The following is a 23,722-nucleotide window of genomic DNA, read 5'->3' as shown; positions in this document are numbered from 1 at the left end:
CCTACGGCGCGTGCGCGCCCCAGCGGACCGGGTGGCCGGCCGTGGACAGACCTGCCTTGACGTCCCCGATGCGCAGGGTGCCGAAGTGGAAGACCGTCGCGGCCAGGACCGCGTCGGCGCCCGCGTCGACGGCCGGCGCGAAGTGCTCGACCGCGCCCGCTCCCCCGCTGGCGATGACCGGGATGCTCACCTCGCGGCGTACGGCCCGGATCAGTTCGAGGTCGAAGCCGTCGGTGGTGCCGTCGGCGTCCATGGCGTTGAGGAGGATCTCGCCCGCGCCCAGCTCGGCGGCGCGCACGGCCCACTCGATCGCGTCGAGGCCGGCGCTCTTGCGCCCACCGTGGGTGGTCACCTCGAAGCCGCTGGCGCTGCCCTCGTGGTCGGGGCCGACGCGGCGGGCGTCGACGCTCAGCACCAGCACCTGGTTGCCGAAGCGGTCGGCGATCTCGGCGACGAGCTCGGGGCGGTGGATGGCGGCGGTGTTGACCGCGACCTTGTCGGCACCGGCGCGCAGCAGGCGGTCGACGTCGTCGACGCTGCTCACCCCGCCACCGACCGTGAGCGGGATGAAGACCTCCTCGGCGCACCGACTGACGACCTCCATCGTCGTCGCGCGGCCCTCGTGGGAGGCGGAGATGTCGAGGAAGGTCAGCTCGTCGGCGCCCTCGGCGTCGTAGAGGCGGGCGAGCTCGACCGGGTCACCGGCGTCGCGGAGCTCGGTGAAGTTGACGCCCTTGACGACGCGGCCGCCGTCGACGTCGAGGCACGGGATGACGCGGATCGCGAGGCTCATGCGCGTGCCCCCTGGGCCCCACGGGCGGCCAGCGCGATGTCGACGATCTCCGAGCGCGGCTGTCCCTCCAGGTCGGAGAGCGGCACCCACGCGGCGTGGTCCGTCGAACCGCCGACCTCGGTCGTCCCGAGTTCTCCCCCGGTGATCGTGGCCTCGAAGACGAACCGCTGCGAGCGGAACCATCCGTCGAAGGTCCGGCCGCGGGCGGTGAAGTGGTGGTCGGTCACGAGCGCGCCCGGATCGATGCGGTAGCCGGTCTCCTCGAAGACCTCCCGCACCAGCCCGTCGGTGATCGACTCGTCGAAGTCGATGCCGCCGCCGGGCAGCGACCACTCGGGGTCGCTGTGGCCCTCGCCGTTCCACCACGCGAGGAGCACGCGCTCGTCCTCGTCGACCAGCAGGGCGTACGCCGCCAGCCGGGTGTGGTAGTCGGTGAACTCCAGGCTCACGACGTCGGCCTCGTCAGGGCGAGCGCGTCCTCGAGGGTGAAACGACCCTCGTAGAGCGCCGTACCGGCGATCGCGCCCTCGACGCCCTCACCGACGAGCGTCATCAGGGCGCGGATGTCGTCGAGGGTCGTGACGCCGCCGCTCGCCACGACGGGCTTGTCGGTGGCGGCGCAGACGTCGCGGAGCAGCTGGAGGTTGGGGCCCTGGAGCATCCCGTCCTTGTTGACGTCGGTGACGACGTAGCGCGCGCAGCCCTCGGAGTCGAGACGGGCGAGCGTCTCGTAGAGGTCGCCGCCCTCGCGGGTCCAGCCGCGCGCGGCGAGGGTGGTGCCCCGCACGTCGAGGCCCACGGCCACGCGGTCGCCGTACGTCGCGATCGCCTTCGCGCACCACTCGGGCTGCTCGAGCGCGGCGGTGCCGATGTTGACGCGCCGGCAGCCGGTCGCCATCGCGGCCTCCAGCGACTCGTCGTCGCGGATGCCGCCGCTCATCTCCACCTGGATGTCGAGGGCCCCGACGATCCTGGCCTGGAGGTCGCGGTTGTGGCCGTGCCCGAACGCCGCGTCGAGGTCCACGAGGTGGATCCACTCGGCGCCCGCCTCCTGCCAGCGCAGCGCGGCCTCGACCGGGTCGCCGAAGCGCTTCTCCGACCCGTCCACGCCCTGCACCAGCTGGACGGCCTGGCCGCCCTTGATGTCGACGGCGGGCAGGAGCTCGAGGTAGGGCTGCTCGGGGGTGCTGGGCATGGGTGAATCCTAGGAGTCGCGCCGTGCCGGGCCGGGAGTGCCCTCGCTGGCACGAGACGGGGCACACGTCGGGTTGACTGACCCCATGGGGATCGGTGGCGGAGGAGCACGGTGGTGACGCCGACCAGCTCCTGGTCGGCTCGCGCGGTCGCCCACGTTGCGGCGGCGTCGTCGGGCGGTGCGTTGGACCGCTCGCTGCGCGTCACGCTCAACTTCCACCCGGACCGGGTCCTCGACGGTGCGAACGTGCTGGAGTGCCTCGCCCGGGACGGCGTCTACCGCTCGCAGTTCGAGACCGGGACGAGCAACGGTGGGCTCACCGCGCATCCCGGCGGCGACCGGTGGCGGTGGGAGCAACGCATCTTCGGTGACGCGTACGACGACGCACCGGCCGCCCAGCGCCCGAAGTACGGGGCCCTGAACCACCGTCGGCGACCGATCGGCGGGGCACCGCGCTTCGGGTCCTCGCACCTCCGCCTGAAGGAGTCGGTCCTGGACCGAAGCACGTTCTGCTTCCCTGACTCGACCTTCGACCCGACGGCAATGGGCACGGCCGAGCGGTTCGACCTGATCCAGCTCGCCGACGGTCAGGGGCACGGGGTGCTGGACGACTACGTCGAGGCCCATGTGCACGGCACGGTCAGGCTCGACACCGACGTCGAGGCGCTCGTGCTGGACCCGTGCTTCAGGGGCACCGAGGTCGCGGACCAGGCGCACACGCTGGGCGTCCCGGTCGAGTGGCACGAGGGCCGCCGCCTGCCGATCGACGTGCTCGAGCGGCACCCCGACTTGCGCGGGCCGCGGATCGTCGACGTCGGCAGGAGGATCGCCGCAGCCGGCGTCCTGGACGCCGCGGTCATCGGCCGTGCCGCACTCCGAGGGGACGAGGATCCGCAGGACCTGAAGAAGGTCTGGCACTGCGTCGCGGCGCTCGGGGCACCTGCTTCTTCGTGAGGCCCGGCCGCGCCGGGCGGACCGGGACGTGCCTGTGACCCCGCCGACGCGTGGGTGGCGGGGTATAGGGCGTGGTCATCTTCGCGGCGACGGGACCCGGGGACGGCCGGGGTCAGGTGGGTCGAGTGCGGTGGTGCCCGTGCGGTCGCGGCGGTATCGGTGGCCGTGAGGAGAGGTCCACTCGAACACTCCGGGCGCGACCATGTCGTAGCGCCAGGCGGAGTGGGTCTTGAGCCTGTGGTGGAACCGGCACAACGCGCCCAGGTTCTCGGTCTCCGTCGGTCCGGGTTGGGGTCGACCGTCTGCCTCGGCGTCGTGGTCGAACTCGGTGACGTGGTCGACGTCGCAACCACGCGCGGGCCGCGCGCACCACGGGAACACGCAGGTCCGATCCCGGAGGATGACGTGCTCACGGATCCGGTCCGGGATCTCGTATCCCGGCGCAGACTTCGGTTCGTTGAGGTCGATGACCGGCTTGACCGTGACCTTCGTCCGCGAGTCACCGCACCACGACTTCAGCTGGTCGAGCAGGACCAGCCGCTGGCCTTCCTCGAGCCGACCGGTCGGACTGAAGATCGTGGTGTCGCCGGCCGTGGTGGCGTCGAAGTGGGCGTGGAGGACGACCTGACGGGCTGCGGGGAGGTCGGGCCTCGATACGCCGGCTCGTTCCTCACCGGCTACTCGACCACCAACAGATCCACCGGCTACTCGACCACCAGCAGATCCACCGGCTGCTCGATCACCAGCAGATCCACCGGCTGCTCGACCAGCAGCAGAGTCGTGGAGGTCGAGCGCGGTCTGCGTCCGGGCCAGGTCACCCAGGGCCTTGGCGCGCCGTGCGTCGAGCGGCAGCTCGGACCCGAGGGCCTTGAGAGTGGCAGCACGGTAGGCGAGGGCCTGGTGGATGTCGAGACCGTCGGCGAGGTCGACCTCGGCCTCGAGCCGCACCGTCCCGGCAAAGTGCACGTCCTGGTCGTGGATCGTCACGTGGCGCGGGTCCACGTGCAGGTAACCGTCCTCCGGATCCGCCGCCGGGTCCACCGTGGCGAGGTCGTAGCGCTTGATGGTCTCCGCGACGAGCCGGTCCAGCTGCGCGGGCCCGATCCTGCCGGCCACGGCCGCGACCTGCGCGTCGACGAACCGCGCCGCCTCACGAGTCAACGCAGGGGTCGAGTGGATCGTCGCCTCGGCGACCGCACGAGCCCGCCACGCCGGCACCCGTCCCGCGTGGACCTGCGCCCACAACCGCGGGAGACGGTGGCGCAGCTCCAGGGCATGACCGATCAGCTTCTTCGCCGACACGCTCGTGATGCCGAGGACGGTGCCGAGCTCGGCGACGCAGAACTCCGCCACCAGCGGCGTACCCGGTCCGGCGATCGGCTCCTCGTGCTCACACCCCGCCACCGTGAACGACGCTGCGCTGTGGATCGACTCCGGCGGGTGCAGGTCCGCCCACCTGGCAGCGAGCTCCAGCACATCGGCCGCGGCCTGATCCTCAGCCGCCTTGCGGGAGCGGATCGAGGCGAGCAGGGCTGCGGGGCTCAGGGCGTCTGCCCCAGCCTCCGGCCCCGCTTCCAGTGTCTCGATCATGTGTTCGAGTCTAGGGAAGGGGTCCGACAGTGGGCGCGGGTCTCGATACGCCTCCGCTCGTACCTAGCTCCGGCTACTCGACCAACGAAGTGGCGGCCCCGACTAGCGTGGCAGCGTGATCGGCGATCGGTGGGGCGTGACGCAGGCCGAGGTGGAGCGGCGCTACGGCTGCGACGCGCTCGTCGCCGCCCCCACGCTCGAGGCGTGGCGGGGCGTCACTGTCCACGCCGACCCCGAGACGGTGTGGGCGCGGCTGCGGCAGGTGCGGATCGCGCCGTACTCCTACGACCTCGTCGACAACCTCGGGCGCCGTTCGCCTCGCGAGCTGCGCGACGTGCCGGAGCCCACGCCCGGCGACCCGTTCACCCGGGCCTTCGGGATCGACCAGGGCGAGGTGCTGGCGGTCGACCCCGGACGCGAGCTCACCGCGCGGATCATGTCGGCGTACATGTCGTACGCCGTCGTGCCGGAGGCCACGGGCACCCGGTTGCTGCTGAAGGTGGCCGCGCGCACCCACCGCATCCTCGCACCGGCGCTGTCGGTCGGCGACCTGGTGATGGCCCGCAAGCAGCTGCTCACCCTGAAGGCGCTCGCCGAGTCGGACCAGGGCGCGTCGGGCTAGAGGCCCAGGCTCCGTGCCACGGCGGTGACCGCGGCGGCGGACGCGGTCAGCGCGTCGAGCTCGTCGTCGGCGAGCGGGGTGGCGAGCACGCTCTCGATGCCGTTGCGCCCGACCACCGACGGCATGGACAGGCAGACGTCGGAGAGGCCGTGCAGGTCGTCGAGGCGTGAGGTCACCGGCAGCACCCGGTGCTCGTCGTTGAGCACCGCCTCCAGGACACGGGAGACGGCCAGGCCGATCGCGAGGCTGGTGGCCCCCTTGCCGGCGATGATCTCGTAGGCCGAGGTGACCACCTGGTGGTGGATGCGGGTGCGCACCTCCTCGTCGAGGGTGCGTACGCCGTTGCCCTCCCAGTCCTTCACGGGCACGCCCCCGATGGTCGCGGTGGACCACAGCGGCACCTCGGAGTCGCCGTGCTCGCCGGCGATGTAGGCGTGCACGTTCTGCACGGCCACGCGGGTGTGCTCGGCGATGAGGAAGCGCAGTCGGGAGGAGTCCAGCACCGTGCCCGAGCCGAAGACCCGGTGCGGCGGCAGACCGCTGAACTCCAGCGCGGCGTAGGTCACCACGTCGACGGGGTTGGTCACGACCAGCAGCAGCGCGTCGGGCGCGAGGCGCACCAGCTCGGGCACGAGCTCGCGGCACATCGCCACGTTGGCCGCGGCGAGGTCGAGGCGGGTCTGTCCGGGGTCCTGCTTGGCGCCGGCCGTGATGACGACGACGTCCGCGCCGGCGCAGACCTCCAGGTCGTCGCTGCCGGTGATCCGGGCCATCGGGGTGAACTGGAGGCCGTGGTTGAGGTCGAGCACCTCGGCGCGCACCTTGCCGGCGTTGAGGTCGAACAGCGCGAGCTCACGGCAGGTGCCACGGGTCTGTGCTGCATAGGCGATGGCGGTCCCGACCGCTCCGGCTCCGACGACTGCGACCTTGGACACGGACGACACTGTGGCACGCGGTAGCGGGCCGCGACCACTGGTGCAGACCGGAGGTCCGAGCAAGACCTCAGGCGCGGAGCGACGCGACCCAGTTCTTGAGCAGCTCGGCGCCCGCGTCCCCCGACTTCTCGGGGTGGAACTGGGTCGCCGCGAGGGGCCCGTTCTCGACCGCCGCCACGAACCGGTCTCCCCCGTGCTCGGCCCACGTCACCAGGGGCGCGCGCGTGCGGTCGTTGGTGACCAGGTCCCACGACCGCGCGGCGTAGGAGTGCACGAAGTAGAACCGCTCGTCCTCGATGCCGCTGAAGAGCCGCGAACCGGACGGCACCTCGACCGTGTTCCAGCCCATGTGCGGCACCACGTCGGCCTCGAGGCGGGTGACCAGGCCGGGCCACTCGTCGCAGCCGTCGGTCTCCACGCCGTGCTCGACACCGCCGGAGAACAGCACCTGCATGCCCACGCAGATGCCCAGCACCGGCCGGCCGCCCGCCAGGCGCCGGCCGATGATGCGGTCGCCCTTGATGGCGCGCAGGCCCTCCATGCAGGCGGCGTACGCCCCCACGCCGGGCACCACGAGGCCGTCGGCCGCGAGAGCGGTCTCGAAGTCGCCGGTCAGGGTGACCTCGGCGCCGGCGCGCTCGACGGCCCGCACGACCGAGCGCAGGTTGCCCGAGCCGTAGTCGAGGACGACGACGTCAGGGGTCACAGGCTGCCCTTGGTCGACGGCACACCCGTCTCGCGCGGGTCGATCGCGACCGCGTCGCGGAACGCCCGGGCGAACGCCTTGAACTGCGCCTCGACGAGGTGGTGCGGGTCGCGTCCGGCCAGCACGCGCACGTGCAGCGCGAGGTGGGCGTGGAAGGAGATGGTCTCGAAGACGTGGCGGGTCAGGGAGCCCTGGTACGCCGCACCGGTGCCGCCGATCGCGACGTAGACCTGGCCCTCGGGCTCGCCGGTGTGCACGCAGTAGGGGCGGCCCGAGACGTCGACGACTGCCTGGACGAGCGCCTCGTCGAGCGGCACGGTCGCGTCACCGAAGCGGCGGATGCCGGACTTGTCGCCCAGCGCCTCGCGCAGGGCCTGGCCGAGCACGATCGCGGTGTCCTCGACGGTGTGGTGGGCGTCGATGTGGGTGTCGCCCTCGGTGCGGACGACGAGGTCGGTCAGCGAGTGGCGCGAGAAGGCGTCGAGCATGTGGTCGTAGAACCCCACGCCGGTGGACACCTCGGAGCGGCCGGTCCCGTCGAGGTCGACCTCGACGAGCACCTTCGACTCCTTGGTGGTGCGCTCGATCCTGGCGGTGCGGCTCATGCTTGCTCCTCGTTCGCGTCGATGGTCACGTCCATCAGTGCCTTCCTGAATGCTGCCATCTCGTCGGGGGTGCCAACCGAGACGCGCAGCCAGCCCTCGGGTCCGGTCTCACGGATCAGCACCCCGCGGTCGACCAGCCCCTGCCAGACCGCGTGCCGGTCGCCGAAGCGGCCGAACAGCACGAAGTTGGCGTCGGAGTCGGCGACCTCGAAGCCCTGCTCGCGCAGCCACACCACGGTCGCGTCGCGCTCGGCGCGCAGGTCGTCGACCCGGCCGAGCAGCTCCGGCGCGTACCGCAGCGCGGCGAGCGCGGTCGCCTGGGTGACGGCGGAGAGGTGGTAGGGCAGCCGTACCACCCGGATCGCGTCGCCGATGGCGGGGTCCGCGGCGAGGTAGCCCAGTCGGGCGCCCGCCAGCGCGAACGCCTTGCTCATCGTGCGCGTCACCACGAGGTTGCGGTGCTCGGGCAGCAGCTCCAGCGCGCTCGGCGTACCGGCGCGGCGGAACTCGCCGTAGGCCTCGTCGACCACCACGAGGCCCCCGGGCTCGTAGGACCCGGCAGCCTCGCAGAGCATGGACACCGCTTCGGGCGGGAGGGCGGTGCCGGTGGGGTTGTTGGGGCTGGGCAGCAGCACCACCGACGGCTTGCGCTCGAGGACGAGCTCCCGCGCGGCGTCGAGGTCGAGGGAGAAGTCCTCGGCGCGGTGGCCGGCCACCCACTCGGTCATCGTGTCGCGGGCGTACTCGGGATACATCGAGTACGTCGGCGCGAACGACAGCGCGACGCGTCCGGGGCCGCCGAAGGCCTGCAGCAGCTGCAGCATCACCTCGTTGGACCCGTTGGCCGCCCACACCATCGCGGGCGTGATGCCGGAGCCGCCCGACGTGTTGAGGTACGCCGCCAGCGCCTCGCGCAGCTCGACGAACTCCCGGTCGGGGTAGCGGTTCAGCGTCACCGCCGCCTCGCCGACGGCACGCGCGATGTCGCCCGCGGCCTCCGGCGAGGGACCGTAGGGGTTCTCGTTGACGTTGAGCTGGACCGGCGCCTGCTCGAGCGTCAGCTGGGGCGCGCCGTAGGGCTCGATCCCCTGCAGCTCCTCGCGCAGGGGTGGGAACCGGCCGCTCACGGCTGCGTGGGCTCGGCGTCGAACCGGACGCTGACCGCCTGGCCGTGGCCGGGCAGGTCCTCGGCCCCCGACAGGGTCACCACGTGGTCGGCGACCTCGGCGAGCGCCTCACGCGAGTAGTCGATGACGTGCACCGACTTCGTGAAGGCGCGCACCGACAGCCCGCTGGAGTGGCAGGCGCAGCCGGCGGTGGGCAGCACGTGGTTGGAGCCGGCGCAGTAGTCGCCCAGGGAGACCGGGGACCACGGTCCGACGAAGATCGCGCCAGCGTTGCGGATGCGCGCGGCGTGGCCGGCGGAGTCAAGGGTCTGGATCTCGAGGTGCTCGGCGGCGTAGGCGTCGACGACCTCCACGCCCTGGTCCATGTCGTCGACCAGCACGATGCCGGACTGGCGACCGCCGAGCGCGGTGAGGATCCGCTCGGTGTGGCGGGTCGCGTGGACCTGCTTGTCGAGCTCGGCCTCGACCGCGTCGGCGAGGGCGAGCGAGTCGGTGACCAGCACGGATGCGGCCATCGGGTCGTGCTCGGCCTGGCTGACCATGTCGGCGGCGACGTACGCCGGGTCGGCGCTGTCGTCTGCGAGGATCGCGATCTCGGTGGGACCGGCCTCGGAGTCGATGCCGACCACGCCGCGCAGCAGCCGCTTGGCCGCCGCGACGTAGATGTTGCCGGGGCCCGTCACCAGGTTGACCGGCGCGCACGGACCGGCTCCGTAGGCGAACATCGCGATCGCCTGGGCGCCGCCGACGGCGTACACCTCGTCGACGCCGAGCAGCGCGCACGCAGCCAGGATCGCGGGCTCCGGCAGGCCGCCGTTGTTCTTCTGCGGCGGGCTGGCGAGGGCGATCGAGCGCACCCCGGCGACCTGGGCGGGCACGACGTTCATGACGACGCTGCTGACCAGCGGCGCGAGCCCGCCGGGGACGTAGAGGCCGACGCGGTCGATGGCCACCTTGCGGTGGGTGACGGTCGCGCCCGGCGCGACCTCGCTGGTCACGTCGTGCTCGAGCTCGGCCTCCGACGTCATCCGCAGCCGGCGGATCGACTCCTCCAGCGCGGCGCGCACGCCCAGGTCGAGCTCCTCGAGCGCGGCCCGGATGGCCTCGCGCGGCACGGTGATGTCCTCGGTCTCGACGCCGTCGAAACGGGCGGAGAACTCGGTGATCGCCTCGACGCCCCGGGCCCGGACGGCGTCGATGATCGGCTGCACCTGATGCGTCGCGGCCTCGACGTCGAACTCGGCGCGAGGCACGCTCGCGCGATAGTCGACGGACGCCCGGTCGGCGTCCCGCAGGTCGATGCGGCGGATGAGGGACATGCCCCCGAGTCTAGGTTCCCCGGCGGGTCGGACCGAAGTCGCGGGTGCCGGGTGGACACGCCCGGCTAGTCTCGCAACGTGAGCGACCCGCTGCCGATGTTCCCGCTGAACACCGTGGTGTTCCCGGGGATGAGCCTGCCGCTCCACGTCTTCGAGGACCGCTACCGCATGCTCGTGCGGCACCTGCTCACGGTGGACGACCCGGCGGCGCGGGTCTTCGGCACCGTGGCGATCCGCGAGGGCTACGAGGTCGGCGACCACGGCGCCCAGTCGGTCTACCGCGTGGGGTGCGTGCTGCAGCTCACCGAGGTGGACCGCCGCGAGGACGGCACCTTCGACATCGTCGCGGTCGCACGCGAGCGGCTGAAGCTGGAGGAGATGTCGCGCGGCGACGAGTTCCCCCAGGGCATGGTCGCGGTGATGCCGGAGCCCGAGGTCGAGGTGCCCATCGACGTGCTCGACCGCGCGCGCTCGACCTTCACGGCCTTCCGCGCAGCGATGACCGAGCTCCAGGGCGACCCGTTCAGCGGCACGCTGCCGCGCGACCCCGACTACCTCGCCTGGACGCTGTCCGCCCTCACCCCGCTGCCGATGGCCGAGCGCCAGTCGCTGCTCGAGGCGCCCGACGCCACCGAGCGGCTCCGGCTGGTGACGCGCCTGCTCACCGAGGAGCTCCGCGCGATCAACGTCATCCCCTCCCTGCCCGCGACCCAGGTCGCGCGCACCGCGTGGTCGCCGAACTGAGACGCGCAGCGGCGCGTGAGGGAGGAGCGCGGCGCGTGGGCGCGGCCAGATCGAGCAAGCGACGCGGCTGAGGAACGAAGTCGCACGAGCGCGTCGAAAATCCACCATGACGAACGCGAGGAGTGAGCAGCCGTGGCAAAGCGCAAGTCCCCCGGCGGCACCCCGGCCACCGTGGCGCTGGGCGCCGCGGGCATCGCCTACGAGGTGCGCGCCTACGAGCACGACCCCCGCGCGGCGTCGTACGGCCTCGAGGCGGCCGAGGCGCTGGGCGTCGACCCGGCGCGGGTCTTCAAGACGCTGCTCGCCTCGCTCGACGGCCGGCTGGTCGTCGGGATCGTCCCGGTCTCCGGGCAGCTGGACCTGAAGGCCCTGGCGCGCGCCCTCGGCGGGAGCAAGGCGGTCATGGCCGAGGTCGCAGCCGCCGAGCGGGCCACCGGCTACGTCGCGGGAGGCATCTCCCCCATCGGTCAGAAGCGCGCCCACCCGACCGTGCTGGACGCCTCCGCGCTCGAGCACGGCACGATCCTGGTCTCCGGCGGGCGACGCGGCTTCGACCTCGAGCTCGCCCCGCACGACCTGGTGGCGGTCACCGGTGCGGTGACCGCCACCATCGGTCGCTGAGTGCGTACGAGCGACTCAGTCGGTCGTCAGCTCCATCTGGCCGTGCAGCACGTCGCCGTCCACCCAGCTGCTGATCCCGAAGGCCGAGAGCGGCTCGAGGTTCTCGCTCACCTCGGGCATGTCGTCGGTGACGCGGACCAGCCAGTTGTCGTCGGCGTCGAAGTTGACGTAGAGCACCGACTGGGCGTCGCCGTCCTCCACCACCCGGCCGTAGTCGTCGGTGCCACCGAGGTCGCCACCGGCCTCCAGCTTGCCGCGGTAGCCGTCCTGGAACGCCAGGACGGCGTAGCCGTCCCCCTCGGTCACCTCCATCATCGGAGTCATCTCCGAGGGCACCTGGTCGACGATCTTGTCGAGCACTGCCTGGATCTCCTCGGCGTCACCCTTGATGGTGATGCCTGCGGGCAGCTCACCGGGGCCGCCGTTGGCGATCGCGTCGGGGTCGATGCCCCCGCCGAGGGAGATCGTCACGCCCTCGCCCATCAGCGTCTCGATGTCCTCGGGGAACTCGAGCCCGGTCTCGCTCTCGAGCTCCGCGATGCCCTCGTCGATCGACGCCGTGTCGTCGGGCAGCGTGGTCTTGATGTAGTCGACGAACGCCTCGGCCCAGCCCTCCTCGAGGGAGAAGCCCAGCGCGGCCACCGTGTCCTCGGGGAGTCCGGCGACCATCGAGGCACCCTCGTCGGAGTCGACGAACTTCGTCATGTCGGGCTGATAGTTGGACACGGCGTACTCGATCTCCATCGAGCCGTCGTCGAAGCGGACGGTGGCGGCCATGCCGTCGAAGTCGTCGATCACCTGCTGGAGCTCCGGCGGGACCTCGCCCGAGCCGCTGTCGGAGGAGGGCTCGGTCGGCTCGGAGAAGCAAGCGTCGAACTCCTCGGACGTCGTGGCCGAGTCGAGGCACTCCTGGTCGAAGGGCTCGTCCAACCCGCCCATCGAGTCCGACGACATCCCGGTCAGCGGCGCACCCAGCGCGGCCACGTCGCCGAGGTACTGGGCGGCGCTCTTGGCAACGTAGAAGGACATGAAGCCGTCGTCACCCGCCTCGCCGGTCCACTTCGCGTAGGCCGCGTCGTCGGCGAGCGTGCCGGAGCCCCCGGCCTCGACCACCTGGTCGGCGATCTCGTCGGTCTCGGCCAGCACGAGCCAGTCGCCCTCGACGGCCCAGCCGCCCACGTCACCGCTCTCGTCGCTCGACCCGCCGCCGCAGGTGTCGATCAGGGTCTGGACCCCTTCCTCGGCCGCACCCGCGTCGGTCACCTGGACGACCGCGACCGGCGCGGGCTCGTCCTCACCGAGGTCGACCGCTGCCACGGCGGCGCGCGAGCCCAGCCACGGCGCGACGTCCTCGGCGTAGTCGAGGCCCTCGCACTCGCCGGAGGAGGTGATCTCCTCGAACAGGCGCTCGCGGAGGTCGTCGTCGGTCTCGAGGTCGATCTCGTCGGTGAAGGCCGGGAACTTGCGCAGCGTCCGGATCGCCTCGATCTTCTGCCCGCCGCTGGGGTCGAGGTCGACGCTCATGTAGGCGACGGTCGAGGCGGGCAACGCCTCGGCGGGCTGCTCACCGGTGGCGAAGAAGCTGGTCGCCGCCCAGGCGCCACCTGCGACCACCGCGCCGCCGGCGACGATGGCGCCGAGCGCGATCAGCCGCTTGCGGTTGTCGTTGTCGGGGGCGGTCGTGGCCGGCCCCGATCCCTCGAGGTACTCCGGTCCACCCGGTGACATGCTCATCTTGCTCCCGCTCCCCCGTTGCAGCGTCCCGAGGTGCTCGGGACTACCAGTGTGGTCGCGGGTCAGCCTACCCGCGGGAGGGCCGTCGCAACCCCCGACTTCCCAAAAGGTAGGTGCCGACCAGACCAGCCATCGCGCCCGCCGGGAAGGCGACCAGCGCGGTCGAGAGCCACGGCTCCCGATCGGAGTCCGGGGCGGTGAGCGCGAGGTCGCCCGAGAGCGGGGTGTAGTCCGGCGCGCCCGCCGCCAGTGCCTGCGGGTCGGCCGGCCCCAGGGCGCTGCCGACGGCGTACATCACGACGGAGGCGAGCGCCGCGCCGGCGAGCACGCCGACGAGGGTCACGACCTCGTGACCGCGCCACAGCCCCGCCAGGGCGGCCAGCACCAGTCCCAGCGGGAAGGCGATCAGGACGAACAACGCGACGCCCTCGAAGGCCACGTCGGGCCCGGCGGGCTCGAGGTACCACTGGCCCTGGTAGGTCAGGCCCCCGGGCGCGTCCCACAGCCGCTCCCACACGACGCCCGCGCCCGCGCCCGCGGCGACGAACACCGCGACGAGGACGCCGAGACGACCGAGGGCTCCGGCCGCGCTGCGCCTCTCCTGCTCGACGACCACCTGGTCGCTCATCCGGTCAGGCACCCCGGGCCGAGCAGCTGCTTGAGGTCGGCGAACAGCGCCGGGCTGGGGCTGACGCGCAGGTTGTCGTCGAGGCGCAGCACCTTGGTGGAGCTGCGGGTCAGCAGGCGGAGCTGGACCTCCGTCATCCCGGGATGGGTGCCGAGGACGTCGCGGAGCTGGGCGACGACCGGCGGGGTGCAGCGGGTCGACGGGAGGCTGATCACCACCGGTCCAGCGGGCCCCTGCGTCAGGTCGGGGGCGCTGACCTCCTGGGCGCGCAGCTCGGGCTGGTCCTTGTCGCGGGAGAGCTGGCCCTTGATCCGCACGATCTGGTCCTCGACCAGGAGCGTGGACGCGAGGGTGTAGGCGCTGGGGAAGAGGAGCACGTCGATGGCGCCGTCGAGGTCCTCGAGCGTGATGGTGGCCCACGGGTCACCCCGCTTGGTGATCTTGCGCGCGACCGAGGTGACCAGCCCGCTGACCGTGAGGGTGGTGCCGTGGGGGCGGTCCTCGTCGAGCATCAGCTGGCCGATGGTGCAGTCGGTGCCCTGGGACAGGACGTGCTCGAGGCCGAGGAGGGGGTGGTCGGAGACGTAGAGCCCGAGCATCTCCCGCTCGTGGCCGAGCAGGGTCATCTTGTCCCAGTCGTCGATGTCGGGGATGGTCACGCTCACCCCGAAGCCGGCGTCGTCCTCGCTCAGGCCGCCGAAGAGGGAGTCCTGGCCGATGGCCTCGTTCTTCTTGAGGTCGACGAACTGGTCGACCGCGGTCTCGTGCACCGCGACCAGCGCGCGCCGCTTGTGCTTCATGTCGTCGAAGGCACCTGCCTTGATCAGCGACTCGACCACGCGCTTGTTGCACACCAGCGCGGGGACCTTCTCCATGAAGTCGTTGAAGTCGGCGTAGCGGCCCTTCTGCTCACGGGCGGAGGCGATCCCGTCGACGACGTTGCTGCCGACGTTGCGCACCGCGGTGAGGCCGAAGCGGATGTCGGTGCCGACGGGGGTGAAGTTGGCGTGGGACTCGTTGACGTCGGGCGGCAGCACCTGGATCTTCATCCGGCGACACTCGTTGAGGTAGATCGCCATCTTGTCCTTGTCGTCCTTCACCGAGGTGAGGAGCGCGGCCATGTATTCCGTCGGGTAGTTGGCCTTGAGGTAGGCGGTCCAGTAGGTGATGACGCCGTAGGCGGCGGAGTGCGACTTGTTGAAGGCGTAGTCGGAGAAGGGGAGCAGGATCTCCCACAGCTTGTCGATCGCGACCTGCGGGAAGCCCCGCTCGAGCATGCCGGCCTGGAACCCGGCGTACTGCTTGTCGAGCTCCTCCTTCTTCTTCTTGCCCATCGCGCGGCGCAGGTTGTCGGCGGCACCCAGGGTGAATCCGGCGAGCACCTGCGCGATCGCCATCACCTGCTCCTGGTAGACGATGAGGCCGTAGGTCTCCCCCAGCACCGGCTCGAGCGCCTCGGCGAGCGCCGGGTGGATCGGCTCGATCGCCTCGCGGCCGTTCTTGCGACGGGCGTACTTGTTGTGGGAGTCGGCACCCATCGGGCCGGGGCGGTAGAGCGCGCTGACGGCCGTGATGTCGGCGAAGGCGTCGGGCTGCAGCGAGCGGAGCAGCGAACGCATGCCCGAGCCATCGAGCTGGAAGACGCCGAGCGTGTCACCGCGGCCCATCAGCTCGTAGGTCGCGCGGTCCTCGAAGCCGAGCTCCTCCAGGACGACCGTCTCGCCGCGGTTGACCTCGATGTTGCTGATCGCGTCGTCGAGGATGCGGAGGTTGGACAGGCCGAGGAAGTCCATCTTGACCAGGCCGAGCGACTCGCACATCGGGTAGTCGAACTGGGTGATGACCGCACCGTCCTGCGGCCTGGCCATGATCGGCACGATGTCGATGAGCGGCTCGCTCGACATGATGACGCCGGCGGCGTGCACGCCCCAGTTGCGGATCTGGCCCTCGAGGCCGACCGCGGTCTCGTAGATGGTGCGGACGTCGGGGTCCTGGCCGTGCAGCGCGCGGAACTCGCCACCGTCGTTGTAGCGCTTGTGGTCGGCGTTGAAGATGTCCTTGAGCGCAACGCCCTTGCCCATCACGTCGGCCGGGTAGGCCTTGGTGATCCGGTCGCCGATCGCGAAGCCGTGGTCGAGGACGCGGGCGGCGTCCTTGATGGCGGCCTTGGCCTTGAGCCGTCCGAACGTCGCGATCTGGGCGACGCGGTCGGCGCCGTACTTCTCGCTGACGTAGTGGATGACCTCGCCGCGGCGGGCGTCGTCGAAGTCGATGTCGAAGTCGGGCATCGAGGGTCGCTCGGGGTTGAGGAACCGCTCGAAGAACAGGCCGTGCTCGAGCGGGCACAGGTCGGTGATCCGCAGCGCGTAGGCCGCGATCGACCCCGCACCCGAGCCGCGACCGGGGCCGACGCGGATGCCGTTGTCCTTGGCCCAGTTGATGAAGTCGGCGACCACGAGGTAGTAGCCGCAGTAGCCCTTCTGCGAGATGATCGCGAGCTCCATCTCGACCCGGTCGCGGACCTCCTGGGTCGTCAGCTCGCCGGGGTAGCGGGCCTCGATGCCGCGCCACACCTCCTTGCGGAACCACGACTCCTCGGTCTCGTCGGCCGGCACGTCGGCGCGCGCCATGTAGCCGCCGGTGGACTCGGTGAACTCGACCTCGCAGCGCTCGGCGATCGCGAGGGTGTTGTCGCACGCTTCGGGCATCCCGAACCGGTCGCCCCACAGCTCGCGCATCTCGGCAGCCGACTTGATGTAGTAGCCGCCGCCGTCGAACTTGAGCCGGTTGGTGTCGGAGAGCCGCTTGCCGGACGCGACGCAGATGAGGGCGTCGTGGGCGGCGGCGTCCTCCGGGTTGTTGTAGTGGGAGTCGTTCGTGGCGATGGGCGGCAGGCCCATCTGCTTGCCGAGGCGCAGCAGGTCGTCGCGGACCCGCTTCTCGATGTCGATGCCGTGGTCCATCAGCTCGAGGAACACGTTGTCGCGGCCGAAGATGTCCTGGAGCTCGGCGGCCTCGCGGACCGCCTCGTCGTACTGGCCCAGGCGCAGCCGCGTCTGGATCGCGCCGCTGGGGCAGCCGGTGCTGACGATGAGGCCCTTGCTGTGCTCGGCCAGGATCTCCTTGTCCATCCGGGGCTTGAAGTAGTAGCCCTCGAGGCTGGAGCGCGACGAGAGCCGGAAGAGGTTGTGCATGCCCTCGGTGCTCTCGGCCCACATCGTCATGTGGGTGTAGGCCCCGCCGCCCGCGACGTCGTTGCCGCCCTCCTCGGCGAGGTCGCCCTGGCCCCACCGCACCCGGCGGCGCTCGCCGCGCTGGGTGCCGGGGGTGATGTAGGCCTCTATGCCGATGATCGGCTTCACGCCGTGCTTGCGCGCCTTGGAGTAGAAGTCGTAGGCGCCGTGGAGGTTGCCGTGGTCGGTCATCGCGATCGCCGGCATGCCGAGCTCGCTGGTGCGGCTGAACAGGCCGTCGAGGAGCGAGGCCCCGTCGAGCATGGAGTACTCGGTGTGGACGTGCAGGTGCACGAAGCTGTCCGAGGAGCGTGGGGATGAGCCGGCCGACATGGAGGAGACTTCCGCACCTTTCGAGGAGTCGCTGACGGTGTCGTTTCTGGGGGGTCGCGCTGACTGCTCAGCCCTCGTGTCCAGAAGGGGGAAGGCCGTCAGCCTACGTCAGTGTGCACGGCCCCACCGACAGGACACCCGGCCCTGCGCCGGGTCCGCTCAGAGCCAGTCGACGGTGTGGCCGTGGCCGTGGCTGAGGGCGACCGGGACACCGTCGAGCGCGGTCACGAAGCGCCCCGGCGGGACCGCGCGGTCGCCGGTCACGTCCGGCAGCACGCGTGGCCCCTCGTTGCTGATCCAGCGGCACCGACCGGCCGTCACCAGGTCGGTCATGAGCGCGTGGAACCGGCGTCGGTCGGGCTCGTCGAGGTAGGCGACCACGGCCGAGTGGAGCACGACCGGGGTGCCGTGGGGAGCCGCCTGCTCCAGCAGGTCCGGCAGCCGGTCGAGGAGGTCGCCGCGCACCAGCAGCGGCGGGTCCTGGCGGGCCACGTCGATCGCTGCGCGCAGCCGCTCCCGACGCTCGTCCTGCTCGGGCCAGACCAGGTTCTCCAGCCATGCCGTCGCGTCCGGGTCGGTGACGTCGAGCGGGTTGAGGTCGATCCCGGCGCGCCAGGCCACCTCCGGGTGCCGGACGGGCAGCGGCAGCGGTCCGCTCGCCTGCGCGGTGAGCACCGGCCCGCCGCTCCCCCGCAACCCTCCCAGCGGCGGCCAGGCGTAGTCGTAGCGGTCGGGGAACAGGCACAACCCGGCGCTCGCACCGACCTCGACCAGCGCCAGCGGGCCCTCCACGAGCGCCAGCACCGGCACCAGCGTCGCGAGCCGGCCCACCTCGTTGGTCTGGGTGGCGCGGGCCATGACGGTGGCGCGCACGTCCGGCTCCTGCCCGAGCAGCACCCGGCGCAGTCCGGCGTACGGCCCGGGCGCGGGAGCGCCGTGCCAGCGCGCAGCCGCGAACACGAGGTTGGGCTGGCGCTTGATCGTCGGGAGCGTGCCGAGCCAGGCCAGCACCTCGGGGTCGTCGGCGACGCCCCGCGCCCACTCCTCGAAGCAGGGCGAGTCGCCCGCGGCGTAGGCGGCGAAGTCGAGGTACTCGGCGATCACGTCGTCGTGGAGCAGCACGGACCCATCCTGCCCCCGCCAGCCGCAGCCTCAGCGGCGGGTCGGGAACGGACCACCCGGACCGATGCCCGCGTTGCCCAGGCGGATCCCGGAGAACTCCCGTCCGCGCTCGCGGACGTCCGCGAAGTGCTCCTCGAGCTCCGGCAGCACGAGGAGCTCGATCCCGTGGGCGGCGTGCAGGCCCACCAGGTCGTCGACCGGGACGGGAGGGCCGAGGGGGACGACCGGGTGCGTCGCGACGTGGGCGTGCGGGCGGTCGCCGAAGGGCTCGAAGTCCGCCGCGGCGAAGCGGTAGGCGTGGAGCGTGGTCGCCCGCACCGTCGCCAGCCACCGCTCCTCGACAGCGTGCACGCGCGCGACACCCGCCGGAGGAGAGGCGTCCCACGAGCAGACCCGCGGGCACTGGCGCGGGAACCAGTAGCAGGGAGCGTTCAGCGCGTCGACGGCCCAGACGTAGGCCTCCGGCTGCTGCGCGGTGGCCGCGACGTGGGGCACGAACCGCTCGATCGTGGGGTCCTCGCTGAAGTGCAGGACCTCCCCGGGCCCCGGCAGCACGTCAGCGGGCGGCGTCGAGGGACTCGGTGATGATGACGTCGACGATCCGAGCCACGCGCTCCCGGCCGAGCTCGGGGACGACGTCCGCCACCCGCCGGGCGATCTCGGCCTCGCGGCGGGGGTCGCGCTCGCCGGTCGGCTTGACGGCCTGCACGGCCCGGGTGAGCGCCGTACGCCGGGCGAGCACGTCGCCGAGGACGAGGTCGACCTCGTCGATCATCGCGCGGAAGCAGGCGACCGGGTCGCTGCCGGGCCACACGAGGCGGATGTCGGGCGCGCGCTCCTCGTTGGCCGAGCCGTCGGTGCGCTCGAGGGCGACGAAGCCGTGGCGGGCGTAGAAGTCGCGGGCCGGCCGGTTGGACTCGAAGACCCACAGCCCGACGCCGTCGCGATGGCCCGCCAGCACGTCGCGCAGGAGGGCGGTCCCCACTCCCCTGCCCTGCGCGACGGGAGCGACGTAGAGGTCGTCGAGCCAGGTCGGCGTGGCCCGGGAGTAGCCGACGACACGGCCGTCGAGCTCCGCCACGCGGACGTCGTACGCCGACAGGTCCCAGCCGCGCACCCAGGCGCGCACCTCGTCGTCGGGGTGCGCCGCAGGCGGGAACGCCGGACCCGCAGCCGCACGGGCGGCGAGGTGGACCTCGGCGAGTGCCGGCAGGTCAGCGGCCGTGGCCGGACGCAGGACCGGCTCAGTGCTCATCACGGATGACCTCGAGCGCGCGCGCGAGGTCGTCGGGGTAGGTGGACTCGTAGGTGACGTGGTCGCCGCTCTCGGGGTGCTCGAAGCCGAGGCGCATGGCGTGCAGCCACTGGCGCTCGAGCCCCACGCGCTTGGCGAGGGTGGGGTCGGCGCCGTAGGTCAGGTCGCCGACGCAGGGGTGCTTCAGTGCGCTCATGTGCACCCGGATCTGGTGGGTGCGACCGGTCTCGAGGTGGACCTCGAGGAGACTGGCGAACCGGTGGGCCTCGAGGGTCTCGTAGTGGGTGATGCTCGGGCGACCGTCGCCCATCACGGCGAACTTGTAGTCGTGCTGCGGGTGACGACCGATCGGGGCGTCGACCGTGCCGGCCAGCGGGTCCGGGTGGCCCTGCACGAGCGCGTGGTAGGTCTTGTCGACCGTGCGGTGGCGGAACGCGTTCTTGAGCACCGAGTAGGCGCGCTCGGACTTCGCGATCACCATGACGCCGGACGTGCCGACGTCGAGTCGCTGGACGATGCCCTCGCGCTCCTTCGCACCGGAGGTCGAGATGCGGAAGCCGGCGCCGGCGAGGTGGCCCACGACGGTCGGTCCGCGCCAGCCCGGGGACGGGTGCACGGCCACGCCGACCGGCTTGTCGATCACCACGATGGCGTCGTCGTCGTGGATGATCCGGATGCCCTCGACGATCTCCGCCTTCACCTCCAGCGGGTCGCGCTCGGCCGGGATGGTGACGTCGAGCATGGAGCCGGCGTGGACCCGGTCGCTCTTGCCGACGTCCGCGCCGTCGACCAGCACGTGGCCCTGGGCGATGAGGTCGGCGGCCTTGGTGCGGGAGAACCCGAACATCCGCGCCATGGCGGCGTCGACGCGCTCGCCGGCGAGCCCGTCGGGCACCAGCACGGTGCGCTGCTCGGTGTGGGTGCTCATGCGTCGGACTCCCGGGTGCCGTCGAGGGCGATCCCGCGGAAGGTCTGCAGGATGATCAGGCCGGCCGCGACGTTGATGCAGATGTCGGCGATGTTGAAGACCGGCCAGTTGGGCAGCATCAGGAAGTCGACGACGTGCCCGTGCAGCGGCTCGGGCTGGCGCACGAGGCGGTCGGTGAGGTTGCCGGCGACGCCGCCGAGCAGGAAGCCCAGGGCGAGCGCCCAGCCCGTGCTGGCGATCCGGCGGCTGAGCCACAGGACCACCACGACCGCGACCACGGCGAGGCCCGTGAAGACGATGGTGAAGTCGGTGCCGGTGCTGAATGCGGCACCGGGGTTGAACGTCAGGTGGAGGACGAACCAGTCACCCAGGACCGCGATGTCACCGTCGGCCAGCTCGGCGAGCGCCCACTGCTTCGTCCCGAGGTCGAGGGCGTACGCCACGAGGGCGACCGACGCGAACAGCAGCAGGGCACGGGGTCGCCGACGGGACGGGTCGTCCTGGACTGTGTCGCTGGAACTCAGCGACGCTCCTCGCGCTGCTTGCATGTCAGGCACAGTGTGGCATGGGGCACCGCCATCAACCGATTCTTGCCAATGGCGTTGCCGCAGGAGTCGCAGACGCCGTAGGTGCCGTCGTCGATGTGGGCCAGGGCCCGGTCGAGCTGCCCGAGGGTCTCGCGCTCCTTGGCCAGGACGGTGAGCTCGTGGTCGCGCTCGAAGCTGGTGGCGCCCACGTCGGCCTGGTCGTGGCCCGCACCGTCACCGGCGTCGCGCATGAGGCGGGCCAACTCCTCCTCGGCGTGACCGACGGAGGCGGCGAGGCGCTCACGGTGCTCACGCAGGTCCTTGACGACCTCGTTGAGCTCGGCGCGGGTCCAGGCGTCCTCGCCCTCGAGCACGACGAGGGTGGAGGGGGTGGCCTTGCGGGCCTTCTTCACGGGCGCAGCCTTCTCGGCGGACGCGGGCACGGCCTTGGTCACAGGAGCAGCCTTCGGGTTCGGGGAGGACGAGGTGGGAGCAGTCTTCTTCGCCGGAGCCGACTTCTTGGTCGGCGCCGCCTTCTTGGCCGGGGCCTTCTTCACAGGAGCCGCCTTCTTGGCAGGCGCAACCTTCGAGGCAGCAGCCTTCTTCCCGGGAGCGGCCTTCTTCGCCGGAGCGGCCTTCTTGGCGGGAGCCGCCTTCTTGGCCGGAGCCGCCTTCTTCGCAGCGGCCTTCTTCGCCGGAGCGGCCTTCTTGGCCGGAGCCGCAGTCTTCGCGGCCGCCTTCTTCGCCGGAGCCGCCTTCTTGGCGGGATCCGCCTTCTTCGCAGCCGCCTTCTTGGCTGGAGCCGCCTTCTCCGGCGCGGGGGCCTCGGGTGCGGCGCCGCGGCGTCCGATCACCCGCTTGGCAGCGGCCGCGGCAGTGCCGGCCAGGGACTTGCGCGTGCCAGCCATCTCCGAGGGCCTCCAGCCATGCATCGGGTGTGGCGGGAACCACACGTGGCAGGGAGGGTAGCCGTTGGGGACGGGGGTTCCAACACTGGCTCGCCGAAATGCGAGAACGGCCACCCTCTCGGGTGACCGTCCTCCTTGCACAGGCGTGTTCGAGCCTGCGTGGCGTGCTCAGCTCTCGTCGTCGCCGAGCACCGAGCGCAGGCGCTTCGGCGCGCTCGAGCTGTCGACCGGGGCCTGGCTCTCGCTGCCGTTGGCCAGGGCCTCCAGCTGCTGCGTGAAGTAGGTCTTCAGGCGCGAGCGGTACTCGCGCTCGAACTGGCGGAGGGTCTCGACGTCGCTGTTGAGCTTGTCGCGCTCCTTCTCCAGGTCGCCGAACATCTGCTGGCGACGCTCGGCCGTCTCCGAGTCGAGCATCTGCGAGCGCTGGCGGGCGTCCGCCTCCATGCGGTCGGCCTTCGTCTTGGACTCGGCCTCGAGGCGCTCGGCCTTGGTGCGCGCGGCGCCGACGATGCGGTCGGCCTCGTTCTTGGCGTCCTCGACGAGCTCGTCGGCGTTGCGCGTGGCGATCTCGAGCAGGCGGGCCGCCGCGTTGGACGCGTCGGCGATGTTGCTGACTCGGGCCGTCTGCGTCGGCGCGGCGGCGACGGCCGCCGGGGCAGCGCGCTCCGGCTCCGGCTCCGGCTCGGGCTCGAGCTCCGGCTCGGGTGCCGCAGGCGCGAACGACGTGGTCGCAGGGGCGGGAGCGGACGCGCCGGACTGGGCGGCGGAGAGCTTCGACCGCAGGTCGTCGTTCTCCTTGGTGAGCCGCGCGAGCTCCGCCTCGACCTCGTCGAGGAACTGGTCGACCTCGCCCATGTCGTAGCCCTCACGGAGGCGTACGGGCGTAAAGCGCTTGTTGCTCACGTCCTCAGGCGTCAGCGGCATGACCTCACCCAAACTTTCACGATCGATATCACGGTGGCTCTGCTGTCAGGAGACAATAGCGCCCGGGGATCCACAGGGCACAGTGACCCGTGTGGCGGATGGTTCAGCCTAGGCCGACAGGAAGAGAGTGGCGACCACTCTCAGCAGCAGCCAGGCCGTGACGAGCACGAGGATGAAGCTCAGGTCGAGGGCGACCGAGCCGATCCGCAGCGGCGGGACCACGCGGCGCAGCGCCATGATCGGCGGGTCCGTCGCGGAGTAGACGCCCTCCAGCGCCACGAGCAGGGGGCCACGGGGCTCCCACTGCCGCGCGAAGACCTGGACCCAGTCCACGATGAACCGGATCCAGAGCAGCGCGATGAAGAGGTAGAGGATGACGTAGAGGGTGAGGCCGAAGTAGTACACGGGTAGAGGGTGCCTCAGCTCTGGTTGAAGAAGCCGTCCTCGGCGATCCGCTGCTTGTCCTCGGCCGAGACCGCGACATTGGGCGGCGAGAGCAGGAAGACCTTGTTGGTCACGCGCTCGATCGTGCCTCGGGTGGCGAAGATCAGGCCGGCAGCGAAGTCGACGAGGCGCTTGGCGTCGTTGTCGTCCATCTCGCTGAGGTTCATGATCACGGGCGTGCCGTCGCGGTAGTTCTCACCGATGAGACGGGCCTCGTTGTAGTTGCGGGGGTGCAGGGTGGTGATGCGGCTCAACTCAGCCACGACTCCTGTCTGGACCGGCGCCGGACGACGGCGCTCGGCGAGGTCGGACACGGGGGCAGGGCGACGCTCGCGCGCGACCGGACGCTGGTCGACAGCCTCCTGGGTCGTCGTCTCGGTGTCGCCGTCGTAGTCGTCGTAGTGGCCCGTGTCCTCGAGCAGGCCGAGGTACTCGCCGATCTTGCGCATCGCGCCGCTCATGAGACAGATCCTCC

General features: G+C 71.5%; 25 protein-coding genes. 4 read left to right on the top strand and 21 right to left on the bottom strand.

Going from position 1 to position 23,722, the window contains the following annotated elements; genetic code table 11:
• Position 1: 1 nt before the first annotated feature.
• Genes hisF through priA form a run of 3 tightly spaced genes read right to left on the bottom strand, consistent with a single transcriptional unit; the run spans position 2 to position 1,988 of the window.
• On the bottom strand, positions 2 to 793 hold the full coding sequence (gene hisF, locus IRX98_RS15755) for an imidazole glycerol phosphate synthase subunit HisF (protein ID WP_224278359.1): 792 nt from the start codon (positions 791 to 793) through the stop codon (positions 2 to 4).
• The gene (locus IRX98_RS15750) at positions 790 to 1,242 is read right to left on the bottom strand and encodes an NUDIX hydrolase (RefSeq protein WP_224278357.1); all 453 of its coding nucleotides are present in this window, start codon (positions 1,240 to 1,242) and stop codon (positions 790 to 792) included. The genes hisF and IRX98_RS15750 overlap by 4 nt, the downstream gene beginning before the upstream one ends.
• Positions 1,239 to 1,988, bottom strand: coding sequence for a bifunctional 1-(5-phosphoribosyl)-5-((5-phosphoribosylamino)methylideneamino)imidazole-4-carboxamide isomerase/phosphoribosylanthranilate isomerase PriA (priA, locus tag IRX98_RS15745; RefSeq protein ID WP_224278355.1), 750 nt, complete (start codon positions 1,986 to 1,988; stop codon positions 1,239 to 1,241). Before priA ends, IRX98_RS15750 begins: the two co-directional genes overlap by 4 nt.
• A 114-nt stretch (positions 1,989 to 2,102) precedes the next feature.
• Here priA and IRX98_RS15740 point away from each other — a divergent pair, with 114 nt between their 5' ends.
• Positions 2,103 to 2,942, top strand: coding sequence for a DUF3626 domain-containing protein (locus IRX98_RS15740; RefSeq protein WP_224278353.1), 840 nt, complete (start codon positions 2,103 to 2,105; stop codon positions 2,940 to 2,942).
• Positions 2,943 to 3,017: 75 nt separating this feature from the next.
• Here the strand turns inward: IRX98_RS15740 and IRX98_RS15735 are convergent, their stop codons facing one another.
• Complete coding sequence (locus tag IRX98_RS15735; protein ID WP_224278351.1) at positions 3,018 to 4,532, bottom strand: HNH endonuclease signature motif containing protein; 1,515 nt, start codon at positions 4,530 to 4,532, stop codon at positions 3,018 to 3,020.
• Between the two features lie 115 nt (positions 4,533 to 4,647).
• Between IRX98_RS15735 and IRX98_RS15730 the strand changes: the two genes are divergently transcribed.
• Positions 4,648 to 5,154 (top strand): hypothetical protein, encoded by a 507-nt coding sequence (locus tag IRX98_RS15730; RefSeq protein WP_224278350.1) that lies wholly within the window; start codon positions 4,648 to 4,650, stop codon positions 5,152 to 5,154.
• Here the strand turns inward: IRX98_RS15730 and IRX98_RS15725 are convergent.
• From IRX98_RS15725 to hisD, 5 genes are all read right to left on the bottom strand, one after another.
• The gene (locus IRX98_RS15725) at positions 5,151 to 6,089 is read right to left on the bottom strand and encodes an L-lactate dehydrogenase (protein ID WP_308045184.1); all 939 of its coding nucleotides are present in this window, start codon (positions 6,087 to 6,089) and stop codon (positions 5,151 to 5,153) included. The genes IRX98_RS15730 and IRX98_RS15725 overlap by 4 nt on opposite strands.
• A 67-nt stretch (positions 6,090 to 6,156) precedes the next feature.
• Positions 6,157 to 6,795: an imidazole glycerol phosphate synthase subunit HisH gene (hisH, locus tag IRX98_RS15720; protein WP_224278346.1), complete on the bottom strand. Its 639-nt coding sequence runs from the start codon at positions 6,793 to 6,795 to the stop codon at positions 6,157 to 6,159.
• The gene (hisB, locus tag IRX98_RS15715; protein WP_207081809.1) at positions 6,792 to 7,400 is read right to left on the bottom strand and encodes an imidazoleglycerol-phosphate dehydratase HisB; all 609 of its coding nucleotides are present in this window, start codon (positions 7,398 to 7,400) and stop codon (positions 6,792 to 6,794) included. The genes hisH and hisB overlap by 4 nt, the downstream gene beginning before the upstream one ends.
• Positions 7,397 to 8,527: a histidinol-phosphate transaminase gene (locus tag IRX98_RS15710; protein WP_224278344.1), complete on the bottom strand. Its 1,131-nt coding sequence runs from the start codon at positions 8,525 to 8,527 to the stop codon at positions 7,397 to 7,399. The genes hisB and IRX98_RS15710 overlap by 4 nt, the downstream gene beginning before the upstream one ends.
• Complete coding sequence (gene hisD / locus IRX98_RS15705; RefSeq protein WP_224278342.1) at positions 8,524 to 9,846, bottom strand: histidinol dehydrogenase; 1,323 nt, start codon at positions 9,844 to 9,846, stop codon at positions 8,524 to 8,526. Before hisD ends, IRX98_RS15710 begins: the two co-directional genes overlap by 4 nt.
• 78 nt (positions 9,847 to 9,924) lie before the next feature.
• On the opposite strand from hisD, the gene IRX98_RS15700 reads away from it, so the two are divergent.
• Together IRX98_RS15700 and ybaK are read left to right on the top strand one after the other, a co-directional pair.
• Positions 9,925 to 10,590 carry an LON peptidase substrate-binding domain-containing protein gene (locus tag IRX98_RS15700; protein WP_224278339.1) on the top strand — a complete coding sequence of 222 codons (666 nt, stop codon included), beginning with the start codon at positions 9,925 to 9,927 and terminating at the stop codon, positions 10,588 to 10,590.
• A gap of 132 nt (positions 10,591 to 10,722) precedes the next feature.
• A complete protein-coding gene (gene ybaK / locus IRX98_RS15695; protein ID WP_224278337.1) occupies positions 10,723 to 11,211 on the top strand; it encodes a Cys-tRNA(Pro) deacylase in 489 nt (162 codons plus the stop codon).
• 15 nt (positions 11,212 to 11,226) lie between these two features.
• On the opposite strand, the gene IRX98_RS15690 is transcribed toward ybaK, so the two are convergent.
• From IRX98_RS15690 to IRX98_RS15635, 12 genes are all read right to left on the bottom strand, one after another.
• The gene (locus IRX98_RS15690; protein ID WP_224278335.1) at positions 11,227 to 12,945 is read right to left on the bottom strand and encodes a DUF3352 domain-containing protein; all 1,719 of its coding nucleotides are present in this window, start codon (positions 12,943 to 12,945) and stop codon (positions 11,227 to 11,229) included.
• Between the two features lie 67 nt (positions 12,946 to 13,012).
• Entirely contained in the window at positions 13,013 to 13,573 is a 561-nt protein-coding gene (locus IRX98_RS15685) for a hypothetical protein (protein WP_224278333.1), read from the bottom strand.
• Positions 13,570 to 17,139 carry a DNA polymerase III subunit alpha gene (gene dnaE, locus IRX98_RS15680; protein ID WP_224278330.1) on the bottom strand — a complete coding sequence of 1,190 codons (3,570 nt, stop codon included), beginning with the start codon at positions 17,137 to 17,139 and terminating at the stop codon, positions 13,570 to 13,572. The genes IRX98_RS15685 and dnaE overlap by 4 nt, the downstream gene beginning before the upstream one ends.
• Positions 17,140 to 17,298: 159 nt before the next feature.
• Positions 17,299 to 18,261, bottom strand: coding sequence for a DUF2332 domain-containing protein (locus tag IRX98_RS15675; protein ID WP_224278328.1), 963 nt, complete (start codon positions 18,259 to 18,261; stop codon positions 17,299 to 17,301).
• Between the two features lie 30 nt (positions 18,262 to 18,291).
• Positions 18,292 to 18,816: a DUF6886 family protein gene (locus IRX98_RS15670; RefSeq protein WP_224278326.1), complete on the bottom strand. Its 525-nt coding sequence runs from the start codon at positions 18,814 to 18,816 to the stop codon at positions 18,292 to 18,294.
• Between the two features lies 1 nt (position 18,817).
• Positions 18,818 to 19,516 carry a GNAT family N-acetyltransferase gene (locus tag IRX98_RS15665; RefSeq protein WP_224278324.1) on the bottom strand — a complete coding sequence of 233 codons (699 nt, stop codon included), beginning with the start codon at positions 19,514 to 19,516 and terminating at the stop codon, positions 18,818 to 18,820.
• Positions 19,506 to 20,444, bottom strand: a complete 939-nt coding sequence (locus IRX98_RS15660) for an RluA family pseudouridine synthase (protein WP_224278322.1) — start codon at positions 20,442 to 20,444, stop codon at positions 19,506 to 19,508. Before IRX98_RS15660 ends, IRX98_RS15665 begins: the two co-directional genes overlap by 11 nt.
• Complete coding sequence (gene lspA / locus IRX98_RS15655; RefSeq protein ID WP_224278321.1) at positions 20,441 to 20,992, bottom strand: signal peptidase II; 552 nt, start codon at positions 20,990 to 20,992, stop codon at positions 20,441 to 20,443. Before lspA ends, IRX98_RS15660 begins: the two co-directional genes overlap by 4 nt.
• Positions 20,965 to 21,879: a TraR/DksA C4-type zinc finger protein gene (locus IRX98_RS15650; protein ID WP_224278320.1), complete on the bottom strand. Its 915-nt coding sequence runs from the start codon at positions 21,877 to 21,879 to the stop codon at positions 20,965 to 20,967. The genes lspA and IRX98_RS15650 overlap by 28 nt, the downstream gene beginning before the upstream one ends.
• A 168-nt stretch (positions 21,880 to 22,047) precedes the next feature.
• Positions 22,048 to 22,803 (bottom strand): DivIVA domain-containing protein, encoded by a 756-nt coding sequence (locus tag IRX98_RS15645; protein WP_224278319.1) that lies wholly within the window; start codon positions 22,801 to 22,803, stop codon positions 22,048 to 22,050.
• Between the two features lie 108 nt (positions 22,804 to 22,911).
• Complete coding sequence (locus IRX98_RS15640; RefSeq protein WP_224278318.1) at positions 22,912 to 23,208, bottom strand: YggT family protein; 297 nt, start codon at positions 23,206 to 23,208, stop codon at positions 22,912 to 22,914.
• Between the two features lie 14 nt (positions 23,209 to 23,222).
• Positions 23,223 to 23,708 (bottom strand): cell division protein SepF, encoded by a 486-nt coding sequence (locus tag IRX98_RS15635; protein WP_224278317.1) that lies wholly within the window; start codon positions 23,706 to 23,708, stop codon positions 23,223 to 23,225.
• Positions 23,709 to 23,722: the final 14 nt, after the last annotated feature.

It is taken from the genome of Nocardioides lacusdianchii (assembly GCF_020102855.1).
GTDB lineage: Bacteria > Actinomycetota > Actinomycetes > Propionibacteriales > Nocardioidaceae > Nocardioides > Nocardioides lacusdianchii.
Note: the sequence above shows the minus strand (reverse complement) of the source record. Positions and strands in the feature narration are given on the sequence as shown.